16 protein-coding genes are annotated in these 18,263 nt (G+C 46.1%); 11 read left to right on the top strand and 5 right to left on the bottom strand.

What is annotated here, in order from left to right; translation table 11 throughout:
* Positions 1-33: 33 nt before the first annotated feature.
* Entirely contained in the window at positions 34-279 is a 246-nt protein-coding gene (locus MMB75_RS13945) for a DUF6953 family protein (RefSeq protein WP_013373729.1), read from the bottom strand.
* 211 nt (positions 280-490) lie between these two features.
* On the opposite strand from MMB75_RS13945, the gene MMB75_RS13940 reads away from it, so the two are divergent.
* Entirely contained in the window at positions 491-1,891 is a 1,401-nt protein-coding gene (locus tag MMB75_RS13940; protein WP_045244738.1) for a helix-turn-helix domain-containing protein, read from the top strand.
* Between the two features lie 210 nt (positions 1,892-2,101).
* Here the strand turns inward: MMB75_RS13940 and MMB75_RS13935 are convergent, their stop codons facing one another.
* Positions 2,102-3,844 carry an ABC transporter substrate-binding protein gene (locus MMB75_RS13935; protein WP_025366168.1) on the bottom strand — a complete coding sequence of 581 codons (1,743 nt, stop codon included), beginning with the start codon at positions 3,842-3,844 and terminating at the stop codon, positions 2,102-2,104.
* Positions 3,845-3,991: 147 nt separating this feature from the next.
* On the opposite strand from MMB75_RS13935, the gene MMB75_RS13930 reads away from it, so the two are divergent.
* The 4 genes from MMB75_RS13930 to MMB75_RS13915 all read left to right on the top strand — a co-directional run bounded on the left by MMB75_RS13930 (position 3,992) and on the right by MMB75_RS13915 (position 6,928).
* Positions 3,992-5,506 carry a DUF4153 domain-containing protein gene (locus MMB75_RS13930; RefSeq protein ID WP_016822623.1) on the top strand — a complete coding sequence of 505 codons (1,515 nt, stop codon included), beginning with the start codon at positions 3,992-3,994 and terminating at the stop codon, positions 5,504-5,506.
* A gap of 13 nt (positions 5,507-5,519) precedes the next feature.
* Complete coding sequence (locus MMB75_RS13925) at positions 5,520-6,086, top strand: hypothetical protein (protein ID WP_016822624.1); 567 nt, start codon at positions 5,520-5,522, stop codon at positions 6,084-6,086.
* Between the two features lie 9 nt (positions 6,087-6,095).
* Entirely contained in the window at positions 6,096-6,254 is a 159-nt protein-coding gene (locus MMB75_RS13920; protein WP_154654554.1) for a hypothetical protein, read from the top strand.
* A 236-nt stretch (positions 6,255-6,490) separates the two neighbouring features.
* On the top strand, positions 6,491-6,928 hold the full coding sequence (locus MMB75_RS13915) for a hypothetical protein (protein WP_016822626.1): 438 nt from the start codon (positions 6,491-6,493) through the stop codon (positions 6,926-6,928).
* 73 nt (positions 6,929-7,001) lie between these two features.
* Here MMB75_RS13915 and MMB75_RS13910 read toward each other — a convergent pair whose 3' ends face one another.
* Positions 7,002-8,117: a WG repeat-containing protein gene (locus MMB75_RS13910; RefSeq protein ID WP_016822627.1), complete on the bottom strand. Its 1,116-nt coding sequence runs from the start codon at positions 8,115-8,117 to the stop codon at positions 7,002-7,004.
* A 503-nt stretch (positions 8,118-8,620) separates the two neighbouring features.
* Between MMB75_RS13910 and MMB75_RS13905 the strand changes: the two genes are divergently transcribed.
* The 5 genes from MMB75_RS13905 to MMB75_RS13885 all read left to right on the top strand — a co-directional run bounded on the left by MMB75_RS13905 (position 8,621) and on the right by MMB75_RS13885 (position 13,083).
* A complete protein-coding gene (locus tag MMB75_RS13905; RefSeq protein ID WP_013312603.1) occupies positions 8,621-8,938 on the top strand; it encodes a PTS sugar transporter subunit IIB in 318 nt (105 codons plus the stop codon).
* A complete protein-coding gene (locus tag MMB75_RS13900; RefSeq protein WP_016822628.1) occupies positions 8,931-9,263 on the top strand; it encodes a PTS sugar transporter subunit IIA in 333 nt (110 codons plus the stop codon). Before MMB75_RS13905 ends, MMB75_RS13900 begins: the two co-directional genes overlap by 8 nt.
* Before the next feature lie 84 nt (positions 9,264-9,347).
* Positions 9,348-10,676, top strand: a complete 1,329-nt coding sequence (gene celB, locus MMB75_RS13895; protein WP_016822629.1) for a PTS cellobiose transporter subunit IIC — start codon at positions 9,348-9,350, stop codon at positions 10,674-10,676.
* Positions 10,677-10,750: 74 nt separating this feature from the next.
* Positions 10,751-12,160, top strand: a complete 1,410-nt coding sequence (locus tag MMB75_RS13890) for a glycoside hydrolase family 1 protein (protein ID WP_026065363.1) — start codon at positions 10,751-10,753, stop codon at positions 12,158-12,160.
* 212 nt (positions 12,161-12,372) lie between these two features.
* Complete coding sequence (locus MMB75_RS13885; protein ID WP_016822631.1) at positions 12,373-13,083, top strand: GntR family transcriptional regulator; 711 nt, start codon at positions 12,373-12,375, stop codon at positions 13,081-13,083.
* A 98-nt stretch (positions 13,084-13,181) separates the two neighbouring features.
* Here the strand turns inward: MMB75_RS13885 and MMB75_RS13880 are convergent, their stop codons facing one another.
* Positions 13,182-14,723, bottom strand: coding sequence for a family 43 glycosylhydrolase (locus tag MMB75_RS13880; protein ID WP_019688978.1), 1,542 nt, complete (start codon positions 14,721-14,723; stop codon positions 13,182-13,184).
* Between the two features lie 406 nt (positions 14,724-15,129).
* On the opposite strand from MMB75_RS13880, the gene hmpA reads away from it, so the two are divergent.
* On the top strand, positions 15,130-16,359 hold the full coding sequence (hmpA, locus tag MMB75_RS13875; protein WP_019688977.1) for an NO-inducible flavohemoprotein: 1,230 nt from the start codon (positions 15,130-15,132) through the stop codon (positions 16,357-16,359).
* Positions 16,360-16,467: 108 nt separating this feature from the next.
* Here the strand turns inward: hmpA and serS are convergent, their stop codons facing one another.
* The gene (gene serS, locus MMB75_RS13870; protein ID WP_019688976.1) at positions 16,468-17,757 is read right to left on the bottom strand and encodes a serine--tRNA ligase; all 1,290 of its coding nucleotides are present in this window, start codon (positions 17,755-17,757) and stop codon (positions 16,468-16,470) included.
* Positions 17,758-18,263 lie beyond the last annotated feature (506 nt).

Genomic DNA, 18,263 nt, shown 5'->3' with positions numbered 1-18,263 from the left:
AAAACATCTGCCTATAGCAGATGCTTTTGCTTGTTAAGTCCAGGCCCAGAGGAATGCATCGCGATCCCAGGCGATTCGGCCACCATGTAGTTTGCGAAATGCCTTTTTGATTTCTTTTTCCAAAGATACATGACCATGCTCGCTTATAAACACATACTGCTCTCCGTATTCAGAGCGTACATATGCAATGGCATCTTCTTGTTTCAGAGTGCCCACTTCACGGATTTGCGCGACCATCCATTGTGCAATTTGTTGTTCTATAGTTGGAGTGTTGTCCATTTGTCGTATCCTTTCCTGCGACCGATTGGTTGTAGCTGTTCAGCTCGCCTCCTGTAGTATACGGCAATTCGGAGAATTATTGAATTTTTTGATATAAATGTACTTATGCAGTTGGCTAAGTGGGCTTTCTTTTGTATAATTAAGGGAATATTCACGGGAATTTTCTTTTTTTGTATTGAAATCATGCAAGTTATCCCTGGGGGTGCCTGATTTGAAGGAAACAACCACTATTCGCGCAGAGCTGGAGCAGTACATCAGACGAGAAGGAATTACGATTAGTAAGTTTGGGGAGAACACAGGTATTAATGCAGGAACAATCAGTGCCATTATCAACGGTAACCGGCCAATTGCGATGCTGCTGCTGGATCGGATTGCTGCAGGTATGGGGCTTGAAGAAGGAAGCCTCTATGAGCTATACATTGATGAATTTATACGGAATACGGCACCGAATTGGCGACGGGTTCGGCCCTTTTTGCATCGCTGTGCAGAGCTGAACAAACTCGATTGTATTAAGCAAGTCGTGGAGTTTATCATGGACTATCTCATATACGCCCCGGCTTTGTTTGAGACAGCGGAAGAATTATTCAGCGAAGGTAGGTTGGAGGCTGCGGCCATTATTTATAAAAATGTCGCGGAAAGTGAGAAGTATCAACATTCGGAGCGGCTGGCGCTCTGCCAATACCGTTTATTTACGATTACCGTTGGCGATGATCAGGATGAAAATTTATGGGCAGCCACACATTTTGAAAGCTTTGTAGAGCGATTGGGTGAGGCAGACCAACTGGATGCCTTAAGAGATTTGGCTAATACGTATGCCTCCTTGCGGCGTTGGGATAAAGTAGAATGGTTTGCTGAAAAAATGGCTCAAAAAGCCAAAGTACAATACGAGCAAAAATACGGAAATACCAGAAAATCAGAGCGTGGCAAGGAACCTAAGGGCCCTTTGTTTATGTATATTGTATACTCTTACGTACTCCGTGCCGGGGTGTGGGATGAGCGCGGGGATTATCAGAAGGCACTGGAATATGTATCCCTATACTCTGATTTGAGCTGGGTGCAAGAGGACACGGAGGAAGCTCGGCATTTGAAGGCCCTTTGTAGCAACTGGGCTGAGGCCAACAGGTATTTGTATCAGTTGATGTCCGGTAGCCTGGATGTGATTCCACAGTATGTGAATTATTTGGAAAAAAATGAGGGCGAAATTCTGGTGGGGTTACATAAGATAATGGTAGCGGCCAACCGTTATGATTTTAATGTAGATCATGTACTGCAGCACTTTGAAAAACAAATTGTGGCATTTGCAGATCAGCATGCCAAGGTAGGCACCTATACCGAGCAAATGTCAGCAGATCTCTATGCACGATTTTTGGCAGAGATGGCTTGTTACGATCTCAACAAACATCGTTATTCCAAAGGTATGAAATTCCTGCTTGAGAGCCTTTCCTATTCTGTCGTGCTGAATGGTAATCCTGTCACCATCAAGTGTGTAGGACTATTTGAAAAGTATCGGCATACTGCCACTTCTGAGGACAAAGAGGAATATAAAAACTTACTTGGAGAGGTAGAGTACATCTATGATAAAAAAGATCGTTTTTTCTCTGCTCGCATTTAATGTTTTTATCCTATTGAATTTTCCACCCGTCACCCCTCCTATAGAAGACCCTAGCGATGTCCACAGTCATGGGCTGGGGGGATGGGCATTGTCATCTCCTGAACCATCGGCTTAGAGGGTCTAGATAACATTAAAAAAGGTATTCTCTTATGAAGAGGATACCTTTTTTATTTGCAAGTGCATTTGAAGGTTGAAGGAGCGTCCTTGCCGTCAAGTGTGAGGAGTTGGAGGTTGGGCAGGCGGAAACCAGACATGACGAAGATCCACCCAACCTTGGCTGTTAAAGGATACGCCGCGAACAGTAGGAAGATAGGCCGTCTGAACGGGCTTTTCATATAAAATATGCAGCTGGTGCTCATCCATGAGCCGAGTTTCGATATGTTCAAATTGCTGTGCTCTAACGGTATGATCGGCTTCCCGTGCAATTTCGCGCAGCAGTCTTTCGATATCCACACGGCTATGCGGCTCCACATGCCCGGATACATTGAGATACAGATCAAACAGACGCAATTGCTCATCACGGTCACGAAACAGAGAAAAGATGATTAAGTCTGACTCCATACGAATAGATGAACTTTTGAATTCATTCATGGATGCGGCCACAATGTTACACGTATATCCACAGGATTCGAGCTGAGCTGCGACCCGTTCTGCATCCGCTCTATACTCGGGAATGGTGGCAATTTGTAACGCCGCCAGTGGTTCGCATGAATCGTTAGCGTTAGATGAATCCACTGCTGAAGGAAGGGGACGATGATCCAGACATGCTACAATCCGAGCACGTATTTCCGGGTTGCGCAGCGGTCCATCCTTGTGTGTGTTACATGTGATAAATTTGCGTACCGAAGCCGCCGAGTGAATCTGGCTCCATGCGGTATCCGTGTCTCTTGCCAGTATAGGATTATGGATAATGTGAAAAGAAGAAGCGGTATCTTCCATATCCGGCGATTCCAGCTTAGTCGCCCACGGGAGTTGAACGATTTCCACCCGATCTAGATGAGCACGACCCTGAAAATAAGGCGCAAAAGCCTCAAGTAAGCACAAGCTTTCGTTCATTTCCGTGACCTTGAAAGCCCCCGTACCGATAGGACGAATGCCAAAGGCGGCTTCACCCACCTGATTAAGCTCACGCGGTACAATGGCAGCCCGGCTGGTACACAGGAAGGATAAAAACAGCTCGTTCGGCTCCTTTAGTACAAAGCGTACCATCGTCGGACTCAACGCTTGAACGTGCTGAATTTGCCGGACGATAAAATGGTAAAGTCTCCTTCCCGGCGCCCGACTCAGTCGCTCAAAGGTATAGACGACGTCTTCCGCGGTCAGTATTTTGCCGTTATGAAACAGCACTTCTTTACGCAGGAAAAAGGTCCACTGCGTACGAGTAGTGTCCACCTCCCAAGCGTGCGCCAGTCCCGGCAAAATCTCACCGCTCTCGTTCGCCCGGCGGGCCAGCCCGTCAAAGACATGACTGGATACGAAGGACTCGGCGAGCCAGTTCAAGTACAACGGGTCCAGCGTATAGAGCTGCTGGCGAATGGGCAGACGCAGCGTGTCGATCTGCTGCTGATCACTGCGCACCTCCGCGTGATGCCCGAAATAATTCAGCAGCCAGCCCTGTAAATGCTCCTGCATGGTGGAGGAGCGTGAATGAACTCGGATTTCATCCAGTGCGCGTTTGATATCATGGCGGTCTATGGCTTGCATCATGGATTGCACAGCAATGTCTTCCGGCTGAATAAGGAAGCGCAGACTGGAGCGGCGGCCTCTGCCTCGGCGAGGAGTCCATTGTATCCAATCGTGCTGTTCCATTTTCTGAATGATCATCAAGGCATTGCGGTGGGTGCAGTCAAAAATAGCCGCCAGCTCATCCAGCGTAGTCTCTATGGTATGGTTCTCGTCCCTGTCGTCAGCTGCGTGGGAGTGAAGCCGTAAAAATTGGGCGTGAAGTTTCATTCAGGAATGCTCCGTTTCCCCTATGCTTGAGTAAAAGCGCAACTGCTTTTATAAAATAGGAAATTTTATTTTGATTAATTTCTCTTTATCTTCTTATTTTATCATCTACAATAAGGGTTATAAAGCATAGTTGTGGAGGTATTTACCATGCATGACAAGGTGAATGGATCGTCTTTGCCGAAAGCGTCGTTGTTGTCCGCCTTTGCCGGCGCCATTGTGTTGGCGCTGGTCCATCAATATCTGTTCTTCGAACATGGGCTGGGCGTGTCTATGCCTATTTTCGTTATTGTATTTTACGTGTATATGTATTCCTTTAATCGAGATCGTTGCCAGCCCATTACATGGATAGGACGTCTGCTGTTTGTGGTCATTATGATGCTGGCACTGACATATGTGCTGTTCGATAACCCGATCTTCTATGTGTTAAATGCCCTGGCTATATCTGCTCTGATTAGCGTACATATGGTGTTGCTGTTCGGGGAAAAAAGGCATGGCTGGTCAGAAATCGGTATTATCGGTCAGGCGCTAAGCCATTGGTTTTATCAAAATTTTCGCCATATCGTGACTCCGTTTCGAATGTTTAAGACGGCAGCCTTTCGGAATGTAAAGGATGAGCGTAAGCGTGTATTGGGTAAAGTGATAATCGGTCTACTTATTGCCTTGCCGTTGCTACTCATTATTATATCTCTGCTGGCTTCCGCAGATGGGGTGTTCGAAGAGTTGTTATCTGGCATACCCGCATGGATTGGCACATTGACCTTTGGGAGTGGTTTGCCGCGGCTGATCTGGGCCTGCTTTTTTACCTTCTGTTTTTTCTGTTACTTGTGGGGATTCGTACAGCCTGCTCCGCGGAATACGGAAAGAGAGGCTCAGTCAGCAGCAGCAGTACCTTACCACGAGCCGGTCGCAATCAAGTTTGATCCTGTTATTACCGCTACAGTGCTGATTGTCATGAACCTGGTGTATGTTGTGTTCGTCGTGCTGCAGTTCGGATATCTGTTTGGTGCATGGGAAGGTGCTTTGCCAGAAGGAACCTCGTATGCTGAATATGCGAGAAGAGGATTCGGGGAGCTGGTTATGGTAACAGGTATCAATTTTGTGCTGATGATCAGTGTATTGAAATGGACTGAATTCGGCTCAGGTATAGTGCAAACATTGAACAGCGGCCTGCTGTACATACTCGTCGGTTGTTCGGGTGTGATGCTGTACTCGGGATATACCCGGCTGGTTATGTACGAAGAAGCATACGGATATACGTATATCCGTTATCTGGTACACGCATTTATGATTTTTCTAGGCTTGCTGCTGCTCGTTGCGGCCGTGCGTATTCATGTCCGCCAGCTTCCGCTGGCGAAATATTATATTGTACTCGCTCTAATCGCCTATGTCGTCGTGAATTATGTGGGTATTGATGTACGGATAGCTGAAAATAATCTCGAACGGTATCGTACAACATCGGTGATAGACAAGGAATATTTGAGTGAGCTATCAGCGGACGCGATTCCACTACTGATTGATTTTAGCCGTAAGGAACACGGAGCGCTGGATGAGTTTTTACAAGCCCGCTTGATGAGCATGACGAGAGAAGAATCGAGTTGGCCCGAATTCAATTGGGCTAAGTATCGAGCGCAACAGGAATTGCACGCCTATATTTTGGAATGAGAGGTGTTTGGGAATGATCGGAACAGATACGTTACAAGGTATGGTACTAGAGCTACGGGATGAAATGTCACACTACCAGCATCAGTTTGGTGTAAGACGGAACGATTTCCTCGTGGAGGCTATATCCTACGGAATGAGTAAGGAGGAAGCCCATGCTTATGCTATCCAGCGTATTGGCCCGGTCGTTCCCGTCACCTGTATGCCTACGTTGGCTCTAGGGAAAGTGAGACCGCTCAGTCCAATGTTGGCAATGCGGTACCAATATGCAGGGGATTGGAAGGACATCCATGAGCATCTGCTCCTTCCTGATGAAGTGCTCCGGATCGCAGGTACACAGCATTTTCGCAGCTGGATCAGCGATATGCGAAATTACTGGGTGGAATCGGCCCCTTACCGATTCGGGGATGATCGTCTTTCGCTGCTGTCGGTCGCAAGCGAGAAAGAAGGTCACTTTTCCATGCTCGTCTGGAAGGAACCTGGTGAAGAGCCGGAGGTATGGACGTATGCTTCCCAGCATGAATACCGATTCAGTCATTTGCTCCACTGGTTCAAGTGGTTGAATGGGCGCAGTGAAGAATGAGAGGTATAGATGATGCAAAAGAATCGTAATTGGATCGTGCTATTTATTGGCATTGCTATAATGGTGGGGGTTGCAGACTATTTTACACCAGCTAAGCCTGCGACTACTCCTGAGCTTATCGTTCCAACTGTAATCAGTGAAGAAAGCCTTCAGCTAAGTGATGACTAAACAATAAGGGTCACATTATGGCTGCTGTTAAGTTGATTTTGAGCAAAGTCTCTGGTTTCGATTGAAATTAAAAAAATATAGTTCATTTTCTGTGGTATTGCGTTGTTAAAGTAAGCCGGAAATCACCCTAATAGTTGAGAGGGAATTGAAGCTAATATCAATCGAATGTGGAGCCATTCAGATGTTCAAGCGACTCCGTCATTTCCTCTACAACTTATATTCAGGGGGAATTTTCAATGGCTAGAAGTGCAAGCACATACGCATCTGTAATCGACGGTTTTAAGGTAGAAACGAACAAAAAGTATTCGCCAGTAGGTGGAACAAAATGTAATATTTTTGCACAAGACGTGATGGCTGCGATGTCGGCTTCCTTGCCAAGTGGCTTAGCCAATCAAATGGCTGATGCTTTACTGGGTAACAACACGCCGGGCTGGTACTCCGTAACTTTTCAGGATGCTCAAAAAAGAGCAAACCTCGGGTACCCAACCATCGGGATCAAAAAAGCGGACGGACATGGTCATGTCGTCGTCGTCAGACCAAAGGGTTCATCGATCACGATCTTGAAGGAAGTACAGATCGCTCAGGCGGGAACCAAAAATTACAACAGTAATACTATTAATTACTCTTGGGTGGCAGCTGATCTGCCTGGCGTAAAATTCTATACACACGACTAAGTGGTTTTGAGATATTAGCAGTCAAAATAACCCTGGAAGCAGATCCATTCGATCTGCCTCCAGGGTTATTTTTTTATTTTGAAGCAGAATGTTTAGAAACAATGAAGGCTTTGCCTGGCTTGACAAAAGCAACAGCATAACCATTAGAGAAGGAAGAAGATTCCGATCTGTATTCAAGCTTGGTCAGCAGTTGCCCTTGGCGATTGATGTAACCGAATTTTCCGTTCGAGACAGATGAGTTTGCTTGTTTACCAACTAAAGCAATGCCTTCCTTGAATGGAGATGTAACGTCATATTTTTGTTGATATTTAATGACCAATGTTCCGGTTTTATCAATAAACCCAACCTCATTTTTCGCATTTTTCACACTGGCCAAGCCCTCGCTAAAATCCTGTGCATCCGTAAATTTAAAGGGAATCACGACTTTTCCCTGTTTATTGATGAATCCCCATTTACCCTTGGCATTTTGTACTGGAGCCAATCCTTCCGAGAAGTCTCCGCCAGATTTGTATTGAGGTGGAATGACTTCTTTTCCTGCCGTATTGATATAACCGTATAGTCCCTTGCTATTTTGAACAATAGCCAAGCCATCCGAGAAACTACGGCTGTATTTGTGTTGATAAGGAATCGCTAGCTTACCGGAAGCATTCACAAAACCAATCTTCCCAGTGTTAGGGGCATAGGCAAGGGCCAGCCCTTCTGTAAATACATATTCTGAATCCACATGTTCTTTAAAATGAGAAAGGATTTTTCCCGTTCGATCTATAATTGCATTTTCTTTGGTGTCTGCTATGGTGACCTTGGCCTTGCCTTCGGAAAAGACATTGGCTTCGGTGTATTGGCAAGGAATGACCAGTGTCCCTTTCGTATTAATGTACCCAAAGAGATTGGTTTTTGTATTTTTGACTACAGCCCGCTGCTCTTGAAAATCACCAACAGGTTTAAGCTCGGCGGGAAGAGAGAAAGCCTTTTGTCCCTTGGTATTGTAATACACAAGGTTTCCGGCAGATGTTTCAGCAGCCAATAAGCCATCATGAAAAGCACCATCGCTTGAAGGACGAGCAATGTTGTAATCTACAGCAGTTTTAGAGACTTCAATGGTTGTTATGCTGGGTGCGGCCCAGCCTGTTCCAATAACAGAGATGCCAGTAATCAAAATTAATGCAGCTAATCCTAACTTTTTCAACATGCATAAGCTCCTTTGTGAGTTGATTTTTAACTTCGGGCTTCAAAGAATCCTGCCCTCATACGTAGGGCCTTCCATAATATAGACGATAAAAATGTAGGAATGTTTCTTGATATTCAAAATTTTTCTAATTTTCAGTGCGTGAAAGCTCTACTTTCATGTAGGATGCTTGTTCATCTCGTCTCTACTCATCTCTTCTGACCTCAGCTATTCTTTGGCTACGGAGGGGCTATCAAGCCTATTCCGTAGCTCATGTTAACAATTTACAGAATCGAATAACATATCATTGGCAGAATCTCTTATAGTGAAAATCGATTATTATTGAGAGATTAAAGATGAGGGATCAGTTCACTTTCAAAAAAAAAAGAAGAAAATGTGTCATTTTAAAAAAAGTCTATACATATATGTTAAATGTATAGACAAATTCAAAAAGCGGATTTATAATTACGCTGTAAACGTTTTCTAGTAGTTATCATCCAATCAGACCTTGAAGGGAAGGAACAATCATGAAGAAAATTTTACTGGCGTGCAGCTCAGGTATGTCTACAAGTTTGCTGGTTACTAAGATGCAGGATTATGCTAAGTCCATTGGAGACGAGGCTGAAATTTGGGCAGTAGGTCAAGATCAAGCCGCAGAGGACATGGCTAAGGCTGACGCTGTATTGATCGGCCCGCAAATGAGTTTTCTTAAAGGACAGCTGGAAAAGGAAGCAGCCCAATATGGTATTCATGTAGAAGTGATTGACATGATGGCCTACGGAATGGTTGACGGTAAGAAAGCCTACGAACAGGCTGTGAAACTGGTGGAACGTAAAAATGGATAAAGTTAATATAGCTGATCTGACGGAAGAACAAATTAGTTTCCAACTTATTTTGCATAGTGGAAGCGCTCGCAGCAAAGTGATTCAGGCGCTGACTGAATACAGAAATGAAAATGTAGAAGGTGCGGACGATTTGCTCAAACAAGCCAAGCAGGATTTACGTGCCGCGCATGATATCCATTTTCAAATGGTTAAGAAGGAAGCGGGAGGAACCCAAACTCCCTTCTCGCTCCTTCTAATGCATGCCGAGGATCATTTGATGTCCACGGCTACCATGAAGGATTTGGTTCAAGAGCTGCTGGAGCTGTTCAAATCCAGAAGTTTATAGCTGGACCTGTAAATTTGTGAATTTTGGGACATGAAATGCTTGCAACCCTATTGATGCAAGTCACTTCGCGGGGAGGAATAGGCTTTGTTTGAAAAATTAAGCCGGATACTGATACCTATTGCCGGTAAACTGAACAACAACCGCTATCTTACTGTACTGCGTGATGCATTCATGCTGTCATTTCCATTAACAGTTTTTGGCTCCATTATTGTAGTTATTATTAATCTGCCGTTTCTAAAAGGGTGGATGGGCGACGGCAATTATGCGACTTTTAGCAGTCTGCTGAACATTGCGCCTAATGCCACACTGAATATTATGACCTTATTTGTCATCGTCGGGATTGGTTATTATCTATCTCGAAGTTATAAGGTCGAGCCCATATTCGGCGGTATGATCGCGTTGGCCAGTTTCTTAATGCTCACCCCTTTTGTACTGACACAAGAAAGCGGTGCCACGATTGCTGGTGTCATTCCGGTGGACCGGATTGGTGCCAAAGGCATGTTCCTTGGTATGATCGTCGCCTTTATCGCGGCTGAGATATACCGGAGGGTGACACAGCGAAATTTTGTCATTAAAATGCCTCCAGGTGTTCCGCCAGCCGTTGCCAAATCGTTTGCCGCTTTGCTTCCGGCATGTATCACATTGGGCATATTTTTGATCATTAATGTTGTAGTTACACTGACCCTTCACAATAACCTGCATGATCTGATTTATCATGCCGTACAGGCACCGCTGGTGCATTTGGGCAGTGGTATTATACCTACATTAATTGCTATTTTCTTTGTTCAGCTTTTATGGTTCTTTGGGCTTCATGGTCAGATTATTATCAACTCAGTTATGGACCCAATCTGGAATACACTGGCACTTGAAAACTATGAAGCGTACTCCAAAGGAGCGGAACTGCCGCATATTATCACCAAGCAGTTTGTGGATATTTATACAGTAGGTATCGGTGGTACAGGTATGACATTGGCTGTCGTGCTTTCGATTCTGATCTTCCTGAAGAGTAAGCAATTGAAGCAGGTCAGTAAGCTGGCCCTTGGACCAGGTCTGTTTAATGTCAACGAACCCGTCATATTCGGTCTGCCGATTGTGATGAATCCGCTTATTTTTGTTCCGTGGGTCATTTCTCCAATGATCGTTACGCTGATTACTTACTTTGCCATGACTACGGGGATTGTACCGCCGCCCAACGGGATACAGGTTCCTTGGACGATGCCGTTGTTCTTTAGTGGAATGATGGCTACGGGTTCTCTAATGGGAGGCATACTGCAGTTGTTTAATATGGCTGTCGTCTTTGTCATCTGGTTCCCGTTCCTGAAAATTATTGATCGGATGAACGTTCGTAAGGAGCAGGAAGAGGAGCTTAAACAAGCAGCCGTTGCAGGTAAGGATCAAACTGTTGGAATGTAACATGAATGAGCTGCTAGTGTAGTGGACTTGTTCTTTGCAAAAGAGAGAGGAGTAGAGCTGTGAATCATACCGAAATGAAAGATATAGAGCAGCAAGCCATTCAATACCGTTTTCCGACTGACTTCTGGTGGGGTTCCTCAGCTTCGGCTACCCAGACAGAAGGAACTGTGGAGGGAGACGGCAAAGGACCGAACATTTGGGATTATTGGTTTGAGCAGGAGCCGAACCGTTTCTATGACGGGGTCGGTCCTGCTGATACATCCCGTTTCTATACCCGTTATAAAGAAGATATTGCACTCATGAAAGAGCTTGGCCACAACTCTTTCCGGTTCTCTATCTCCTGGTCACGCCTGTTTCCGGCAGGGAAAGGTGAAATAAACCAGCAGGCGGTTCAATTTTATAATTCCGTCATTGAAGAGTTGCACCAGGTGGGCATTGAGCCGTTTGTGAATCTGTATCATTTTGATTTGCCGATGGCTTTACAGGAAAAAGGAGGCTGGGTAAACCGCGAGACGGTCGAAGCTTACGTGGATTACGCGAACACTTGCTTTGAGTTGTTCGGGGATCGTGTAGCCAAATGGTTTACGCATAACGAGCCAATTGTCCCGGTGGAAGGCGGCTATCTATACGATTTCCACTATCCCAATGAAGTGGATTTCGGTAAAGCTGTACAGGTGGGATATCATACCCTGTTATCGAGCGCCAGTGCCATTAAGGCTTACAGAGAAGGCGGCTATAAGGGCAAAATCGGTATTATTTTGAACCTGACGCCGAGCTATCCGCGTAGTCAGCATCCGGCAGACGTGCAGGCTGCTGAAATATGCGACGCGTTCTTTAACCGTTCCTTTTTAGACCCATCTGTGACGGGAGAATTTAACCCTTTGCTTGTGGAGCTGTTACGCCAAGAGGGATTTGTACCGAGCATGGAAGATGGAGATCGGGAAATTATACGCCAGGGTACTGTAGACCTGCTGGGGATTAACTATTATCAGCCGCGCAGAGTCAAGGCTCGCGAAAGTCTCCCAAATCCAGACGCACCTTTTGTGCCGGAACGATTCTTCGATTATTATGCCATGCCTGGTCGTAAGATGAATGAGATGCGAGGCTGGGAGATTTATGAGAAGGGCATTTACGACATTCTGACCAATGTCAGAGAAAATTACGGCAACATTGAATGCTTCATTTCAGAAAACGGAATGGGCGTACAAGGTGAAGAAAAATTCAGAGATGAGCAGGGTATGATCTGCGATGATTATCGTATTGATTTTATCCGTGAGCATCTCAAATGGGTCCAACGAGCTATCTCAGAAGGGTCCAATGTGAAAGGCTATCACTTATGGACGTTTATGGACAACTGGTCCTGGACGAACGCATATAAGAATCGTTACGGCTTTGTATCCGTGGATCTTCAGAACGAGGGTAAAAGATCCGTTAAGCAGAGTGGGTACTGGTTCAAACAAGTGATCGAAAATAACGGATTCTAAGGTAAGGTGGGGGGTGGTCCTTTGGACCGCCTTTTTTTCTTCATTGCTGAAAGGAAGCTGTGCTGTATACCGCTGGTGAGAAAGTATAATGTTCGGTATACTTACTATACCGTCATACCTTAACGTCCCGCCTGCAGAACAGAAAAACCAGCGCTACCGATATTTTGGTAAAATGCTGACATAAAACAATTTTTAGTACAGGTGGTAGACAGATGAACAAATACGAGCGGATTGCACAAGAGGTCAAAGAGCGTATTATGAATAAGACCTACTGCAGTGATGATCCCATCCCTGATGAGATCTCATTGGCAAAAGAGTTTCGTGTAAGTCGAATGACGATTAAGAGGGCATTGGACACATTGGTGATGGACGGACTGCTGAATCGTAAAAGAGGACACGGAACCTTTATCGTTAAATCGGTCTACAATGGCCCGGTTAATGTCGTTGTAAATGAAATGCTGGGGCTGACCAACGTACTGCGCGGGAAAGAAATCAAAAGTAAAATCATAGCCTTTGACGTTCAATTTCCATCCGAGGAAGTAGCGACTCATCTGTTTATTGACGTCAATTCTCCTGTATATCATGTGATCCGTCTGCGTGTTGTGGAGGGCGAACCCTATGTTATCGAGCGCACGTACATGCCAACGAAGCTGATTAGCGGTATTACCGAGGAAGTGTTGTATGGCTCGGTGTACAAACATATTAAGGAGGAGCTGGGCCTTAATATTGTCGGTTCACATCGTACCATCCGGGCATCCAAGTCGACGGAACTGGATCGGGAGCATCTGGATTGTGCAGCAGATGACCCAATCTTGGAAATTGAGCAAGTGGGTTATCTGGATACGGGGATACCATTTGAATACTCATTCTCGCGCCATCGGTATGATAAATTTGTGTTCACCACAGTGAATCGGATGCGTTGAGCCAGTGAGTAAGAAACGGATGGTAAAGCACAAGCATGGCAGAAGAAGGCCTAACTGATGTGGGCACTCTCCTGCCATGTTCTTTTTAATGAAGCAAATTAATTGCCAAGCAATCTCACTTCATGCACCGTCGGAGTATACCAGTTGTTCGGATTATTAAATAGCACTGCATTTACAAGATTAATTCTTACGTAACGGGCTTGAAAATTAACTTTGTCACTGGTAAAGCCGTATGCAGTATTGCTCGTACGGTCAATGGTGGAATAATGAACGCCATCCGTACTATATTCGATCTTATACTTGTAATATGCCTCAGATCCTTTGTACATAAACCATGAAATATCCACTTCGTTAATCGTCTTGGTACTGCCCAAATCCACCTGCCACCAAGCAGGCCAGGATGCAGATGTAGCCTTCCATGAGGTTTGGGGATTGCCATCGTTCGCCAGTGAAGCCGGGGAAGCAGATGCGGCTGAACTGGCAGTAGCTGTTTTGCCTTGCGCGTGATTCACAAGGGATGGCAGGATGACTGTGCCTGTAGCAGCATCCATATCCCAGCTACTGTACCAGTTTAGAGTAGCCGTTTTATTGGAGTCATTCAGGGTCAATGGCAACCAGATGAATTTGTGATCGCTCAGATTGAGCGGGTTCCAGCGGTCGCCCATATAGATGTAGCTGGTTCCTGCGCTGCCTGTAATTGTGGCGATGGAATGGATTTGCGAGCCGTAAGCCGCCGGATCACCGAAAGGCGACAAAGCAGACCAGCTTCCAGTCATGGAGCTGGCGGTTGCATAAGCACCCTGATTCGGATACCAGCCGGATGCCTGCGAGGTGAACAGGTAGTAGGTGTTGTTCTTTTTCACAACAGCAGGCGCTTCACGATAACCATTTTCAAAAATCCAGCCAACGAATGACTGCACGCCTGTATAATCGGCTGTCAGCTTGAAGATCGCCATCGTATCGTTGGCGCCGCCATTTTTACGTGAAGCTGTAATGAGGTAACCGCTACCGTCGGTATCCGTAAACACCGTCATATCACGGGACTCATAATTCAGCGGGCGGAAGCTGCCTTGATAGGTGAAATTCCCGTCAGGCGTATCGCTGGTAGCAACAGCTACGCGACCGAGTGAGTAGTCTGTGCCATTTTCATAGTGTGCCCATAGTACATATTTTCCGGTAGATTTGTTGTAAATGACTTTAGGCCGCTCAATTTTGCTTGAATTCAACTCAGGGGCGGAATCTTTGGTGAGAATACTACTGCGGAAAGACCAATTTTTCAGATCGGTTGAGGTATATACGTTCACTTTTTCAAATTTCCAGTTCTCAGCGTGCTCGCCGTACCAATAATAAGTGGAACCTACTTTTAGGATATTGCCGCTGTTCGCCTGAATCGGGTTTCCTGCGGTGTCCTTCCAATCCGTTCCATTCGTAATGGCTGTGCTTGCTGTTGCACTCAAGGACAGTTCTGCATTAGCGGCGTCCAAACCATTCAGCGATGGGTTCATCTCGCTCCCATAGGTTGCTTGCGTAACGCCTGTTGTATTGGCATGTACTGCATCAGGTTGAAGGCCTGCACCGACCACTGCGATTATAATACAAATCCATGGGGCTAACCATTTGCTGTTGTTGATCCACTTCACGATATCATCTGCCTCCTTTAACACGGATAGGATGGGCCAGAAGGGCTTGTCCGGCACCTCACCTTTGATTTTATCTTAATTGGAAGCGTTTACAAGTGGAATAAATTGAAGTCTTTAGAATCATAAATTGGAATCGGTACTGAATGAAAATGGGAATGTTGGTCGGCTGAGTTAAAAGAAGCGTCTCTTTGCCTACTTGTGGATGTCCTATTATCTACACCAGGAATGTATATAATTGTGCGTTTTGTCATTGACACGTTCACATTATTTCAAATTTAAAGTGACTGGAATCACATAAACGGTTACTTTATGTGGGTATACTTGCTTTAATTGAAGGTTAACAAAAGGGAGCTATGTTGTAACGCCTTTTGTTCATCATTATTTTGGAGAAAAGAGGGATACAACAATGCTAAGTGAGCAAACCATTGCAACGATCAAATCGACTGTACCTGTTTTGGAGGTACACGGAACTACAATCACCAAGCGTTTTTATCAGATGATGTTTGAGGCCCATCCCGAGCTTCTCAATATATTTAATCATGCGAATCAGAAGCAAGGACGTCAACAGGGGGCGCTGGCCAATGCTGTATATGCGGCCGCACAGCACATTGACCGTCTGGAGGAAATTCTTCCGGTGGTACGCCAGATTGCACATAAGCATCGTAGTTTGGGGATTAAGCCAGAGCATTATCCGATCGTCGGAAAATATCTGCTAGCTGCGATCAAAGACGTGCTGGGGGATGCAGCAACGGATGAGATCATTAATGCATGGGCCGAAGCCTATGGTGTGATTGCGAATGTATTTATAGATGTGGAAGCTGAAATGTACAAGGAGGCTGAACAGCAGCAGGGAGGTTGGTCAGACTTTAAGAACTTTGTTGTACAGAAAAAGGTTAAGGAAAGCGAGCGAATTACGTCCTTTTACCTGGTGCCGCAGGATGGACAGGTGCTGCCTGCATTCGAGCCTGGGCAATATATCAGCTTGAAGATGGAGATTCCGGGTGAACATAATACTCATATCCGTCAATATAGCCTTTCTAGTGCACCAGGAAAACCTTACTACCGGATATCCGTAAAACGAGAGGATGCTGTAGGGTCTCGTCCAGCGGGCAAGGTATCTGTGTATCTGCATGAGCACGTGCAGGAGGGCGATGTACTATTGGTATCTGCACCGGCGGGTGACTTTACCCTGGATCGGACAGATCGCAGACCTGTTGTATTAATCAGTGGTGGAGTCGGGCTCACCCCGATGGTCAGCATGCTGGCTTCCCTGGTGGAAACTGCTCCGAATCGGCCCGTCACTTTTGTCCACGCAGCAGTCAGCGGAGATAACCATGCTCTGCGTAATGAGGTGGAAGAACTAGTCGCCACACATGCACAGGCGGCTGTTCGGTGGTGCTACAGCAGACCAACCGAGCAGGATCGTCTAGCTCAGGCCTTTCATAAGGAAGGACATCTGGATCTGGCCTGGCTGCAATCCGTGATACCGGAACGTAACGCTCAGTATTATTTTTGTGGCCCTGTGGGATTCATGCAATCGGTATACGGCCAGTTGAAAGAGTGGAATATCCCTGCATCGGATATCCACTATGAATTTTTTGGCCCTGCTAGTGCATGGGAAGCAGAAGCGCAGTGAGACATTAAAAAAAGGCGAAGGATGGTTGTCCTTCGTCTTTTTTGTGTTTATGACTATGAGGAAATCCTACTCATTGGCTCTACGCTTCTTCAAAGTGTGCCCATATTTTCATGACATGGGAGGACGCAAAAATTCTATATGCTGCGGCATATACTGGCGTAAAGCTTCTGGAATGCGGATCGAACCGTCCTCCTGTTGGTGATGCTCTAGCAACGGGATCAAGATCCGAGGCGAAGCGACCGCTGTATTGTTAAGTGTGTAACAATATTGTAGCTTGCCGTCCGCATTACGGTACCGGATGTTGGAACGACGCGCCTGAAAATCAAGCAACTGGGACGACGAGTGTGTTTCGCCGTAAGCCTGTCTGCTAGGCATCCATGTCTCAATGTCCACCTGCTTGTAGGTTTTTTGCGACATGTCGCCTGTACAGACAGCCATCTTACGGTAGGGGAGCTCCAGCAGTTGAAGCAGATCTTCCGCATTGCGCGTAATCTCCTGAAACATCTGCTCTGAAGCTTCCAGACTCGCTTCGCAGATGATGACCTGCTCCACCTTGGCAAACTGGTGCACACGATACAGTCCGTGCACGTCCCTTCCGGCCGAGCCAACCTCGTTGCGGAAGCATACGGATACCGCCGCCAGCCGAATCGGGTCTGTAACGTCCATAATCTCACCGCTGTAATACGAGACCAGCGGAACTTCCGAGGTGCCTACAAGCCATTGATCTTCTCCAGCGATACGGTACGTCTGATCCAGTCCAAGCGGGAAAAAGCCAGTGCTGCGCATTGCCTCAGAGCGTACCATTAATGGTACGTCCAGCAGCTGAAATCCTCGTTCGCTCAGCAGATCAACAGCAAGCTGCTGTACAGCCCGGTGCAACGCGACCCCAGCTCCCGTCAGATAATAGTTACGGGTACCGGCTGTTTTGACACCGCGAGGCACATCGATCAGGTTGTGAAGCTGGCCGAGCATCATATGATCCTTGGGTTCAAATCCAAAGTCAGGTATCGTTCCGACCCGTTCCAGTTCTATATTATCTTGATCCGACTGGCCTCGCGGCGTATCCGGGGATACGATATTAGGCATTAGAAGCAAGAGCTGTTGAAACTGTTGCTCTAGTTCCTGTTGCGGGGCTTCCAGAAGATCTAGCCGTCCGTTAATTTCTTTGACCTGCCGCTTAGCCTCATCCGCCTGTTCATTTTTCCCGGCCTGAATTAGCGCCCCAATATCCTGACTACACTGATTACGCATCTGGCGAAGCTGCTCCACTTCCCGAAGCAGCTGCTTTCTCCGATCATCCAGGGTTAACAGCTCTGCGACCGATACTTGTATTCTTTTGTCGTCTGCCGCTCTCTGAACCTGCTCTTGATGCTCTCTAATCCACTTGATATCTAACATGACACCGCACTCCTTTTCGGATAAAAATACAAAAAGCGCCCTCATCCACATGGGACGAGGAGCGCTTTGATCTCGCGGTGCCACCCAAATTGACCGGACAGCATGACAGAAGTCATACTCTCCAATCCACTTTGCTCCGCTTTAACGGGCGGGTCCGGTCTACTTAGGAACATATCGCCATATCGTACACTAACGTATAATCCTTGGCGTAAACGCCTCCGAGTTGGATGCTCTTCACAGGCACAATGTCGTTTGCTTTTTTGTAAGTATACGAATTTTTGGCAGGTTAATCAAGGGCATGAGTCAGTACACTGGATTACTTCCTTTTTTCAACATGATCTTTCCAATAAAAATAAATACACAATGCGATTAAGATAAGTGGAAACAAGTGAAAAGCATCATTGTAACCTACAGAATGGCTGACTCTTAGAACGTATAAAATCCAAAACATGGACATGCTTGCGATCAAAGCTATAGTACCACTTACTGAATACATGTATATTTCT

Origin of the sequence: Paenibacillus sp. P2(2022), assembly GCF_029522175.1 — a bacterium.
Taxonomy (GTDB): Bacteria; Bacillota; Bacilli; order Paenibacillales; family Paenibacillaceae; genus Paenibacillus; species Paenibacillus polymyxa.
The sequence above is the reverse complement of the archived record's forward strand: the minus strand, read 5'-3'. Positions and strand labels throughout refer to the sequence as shown.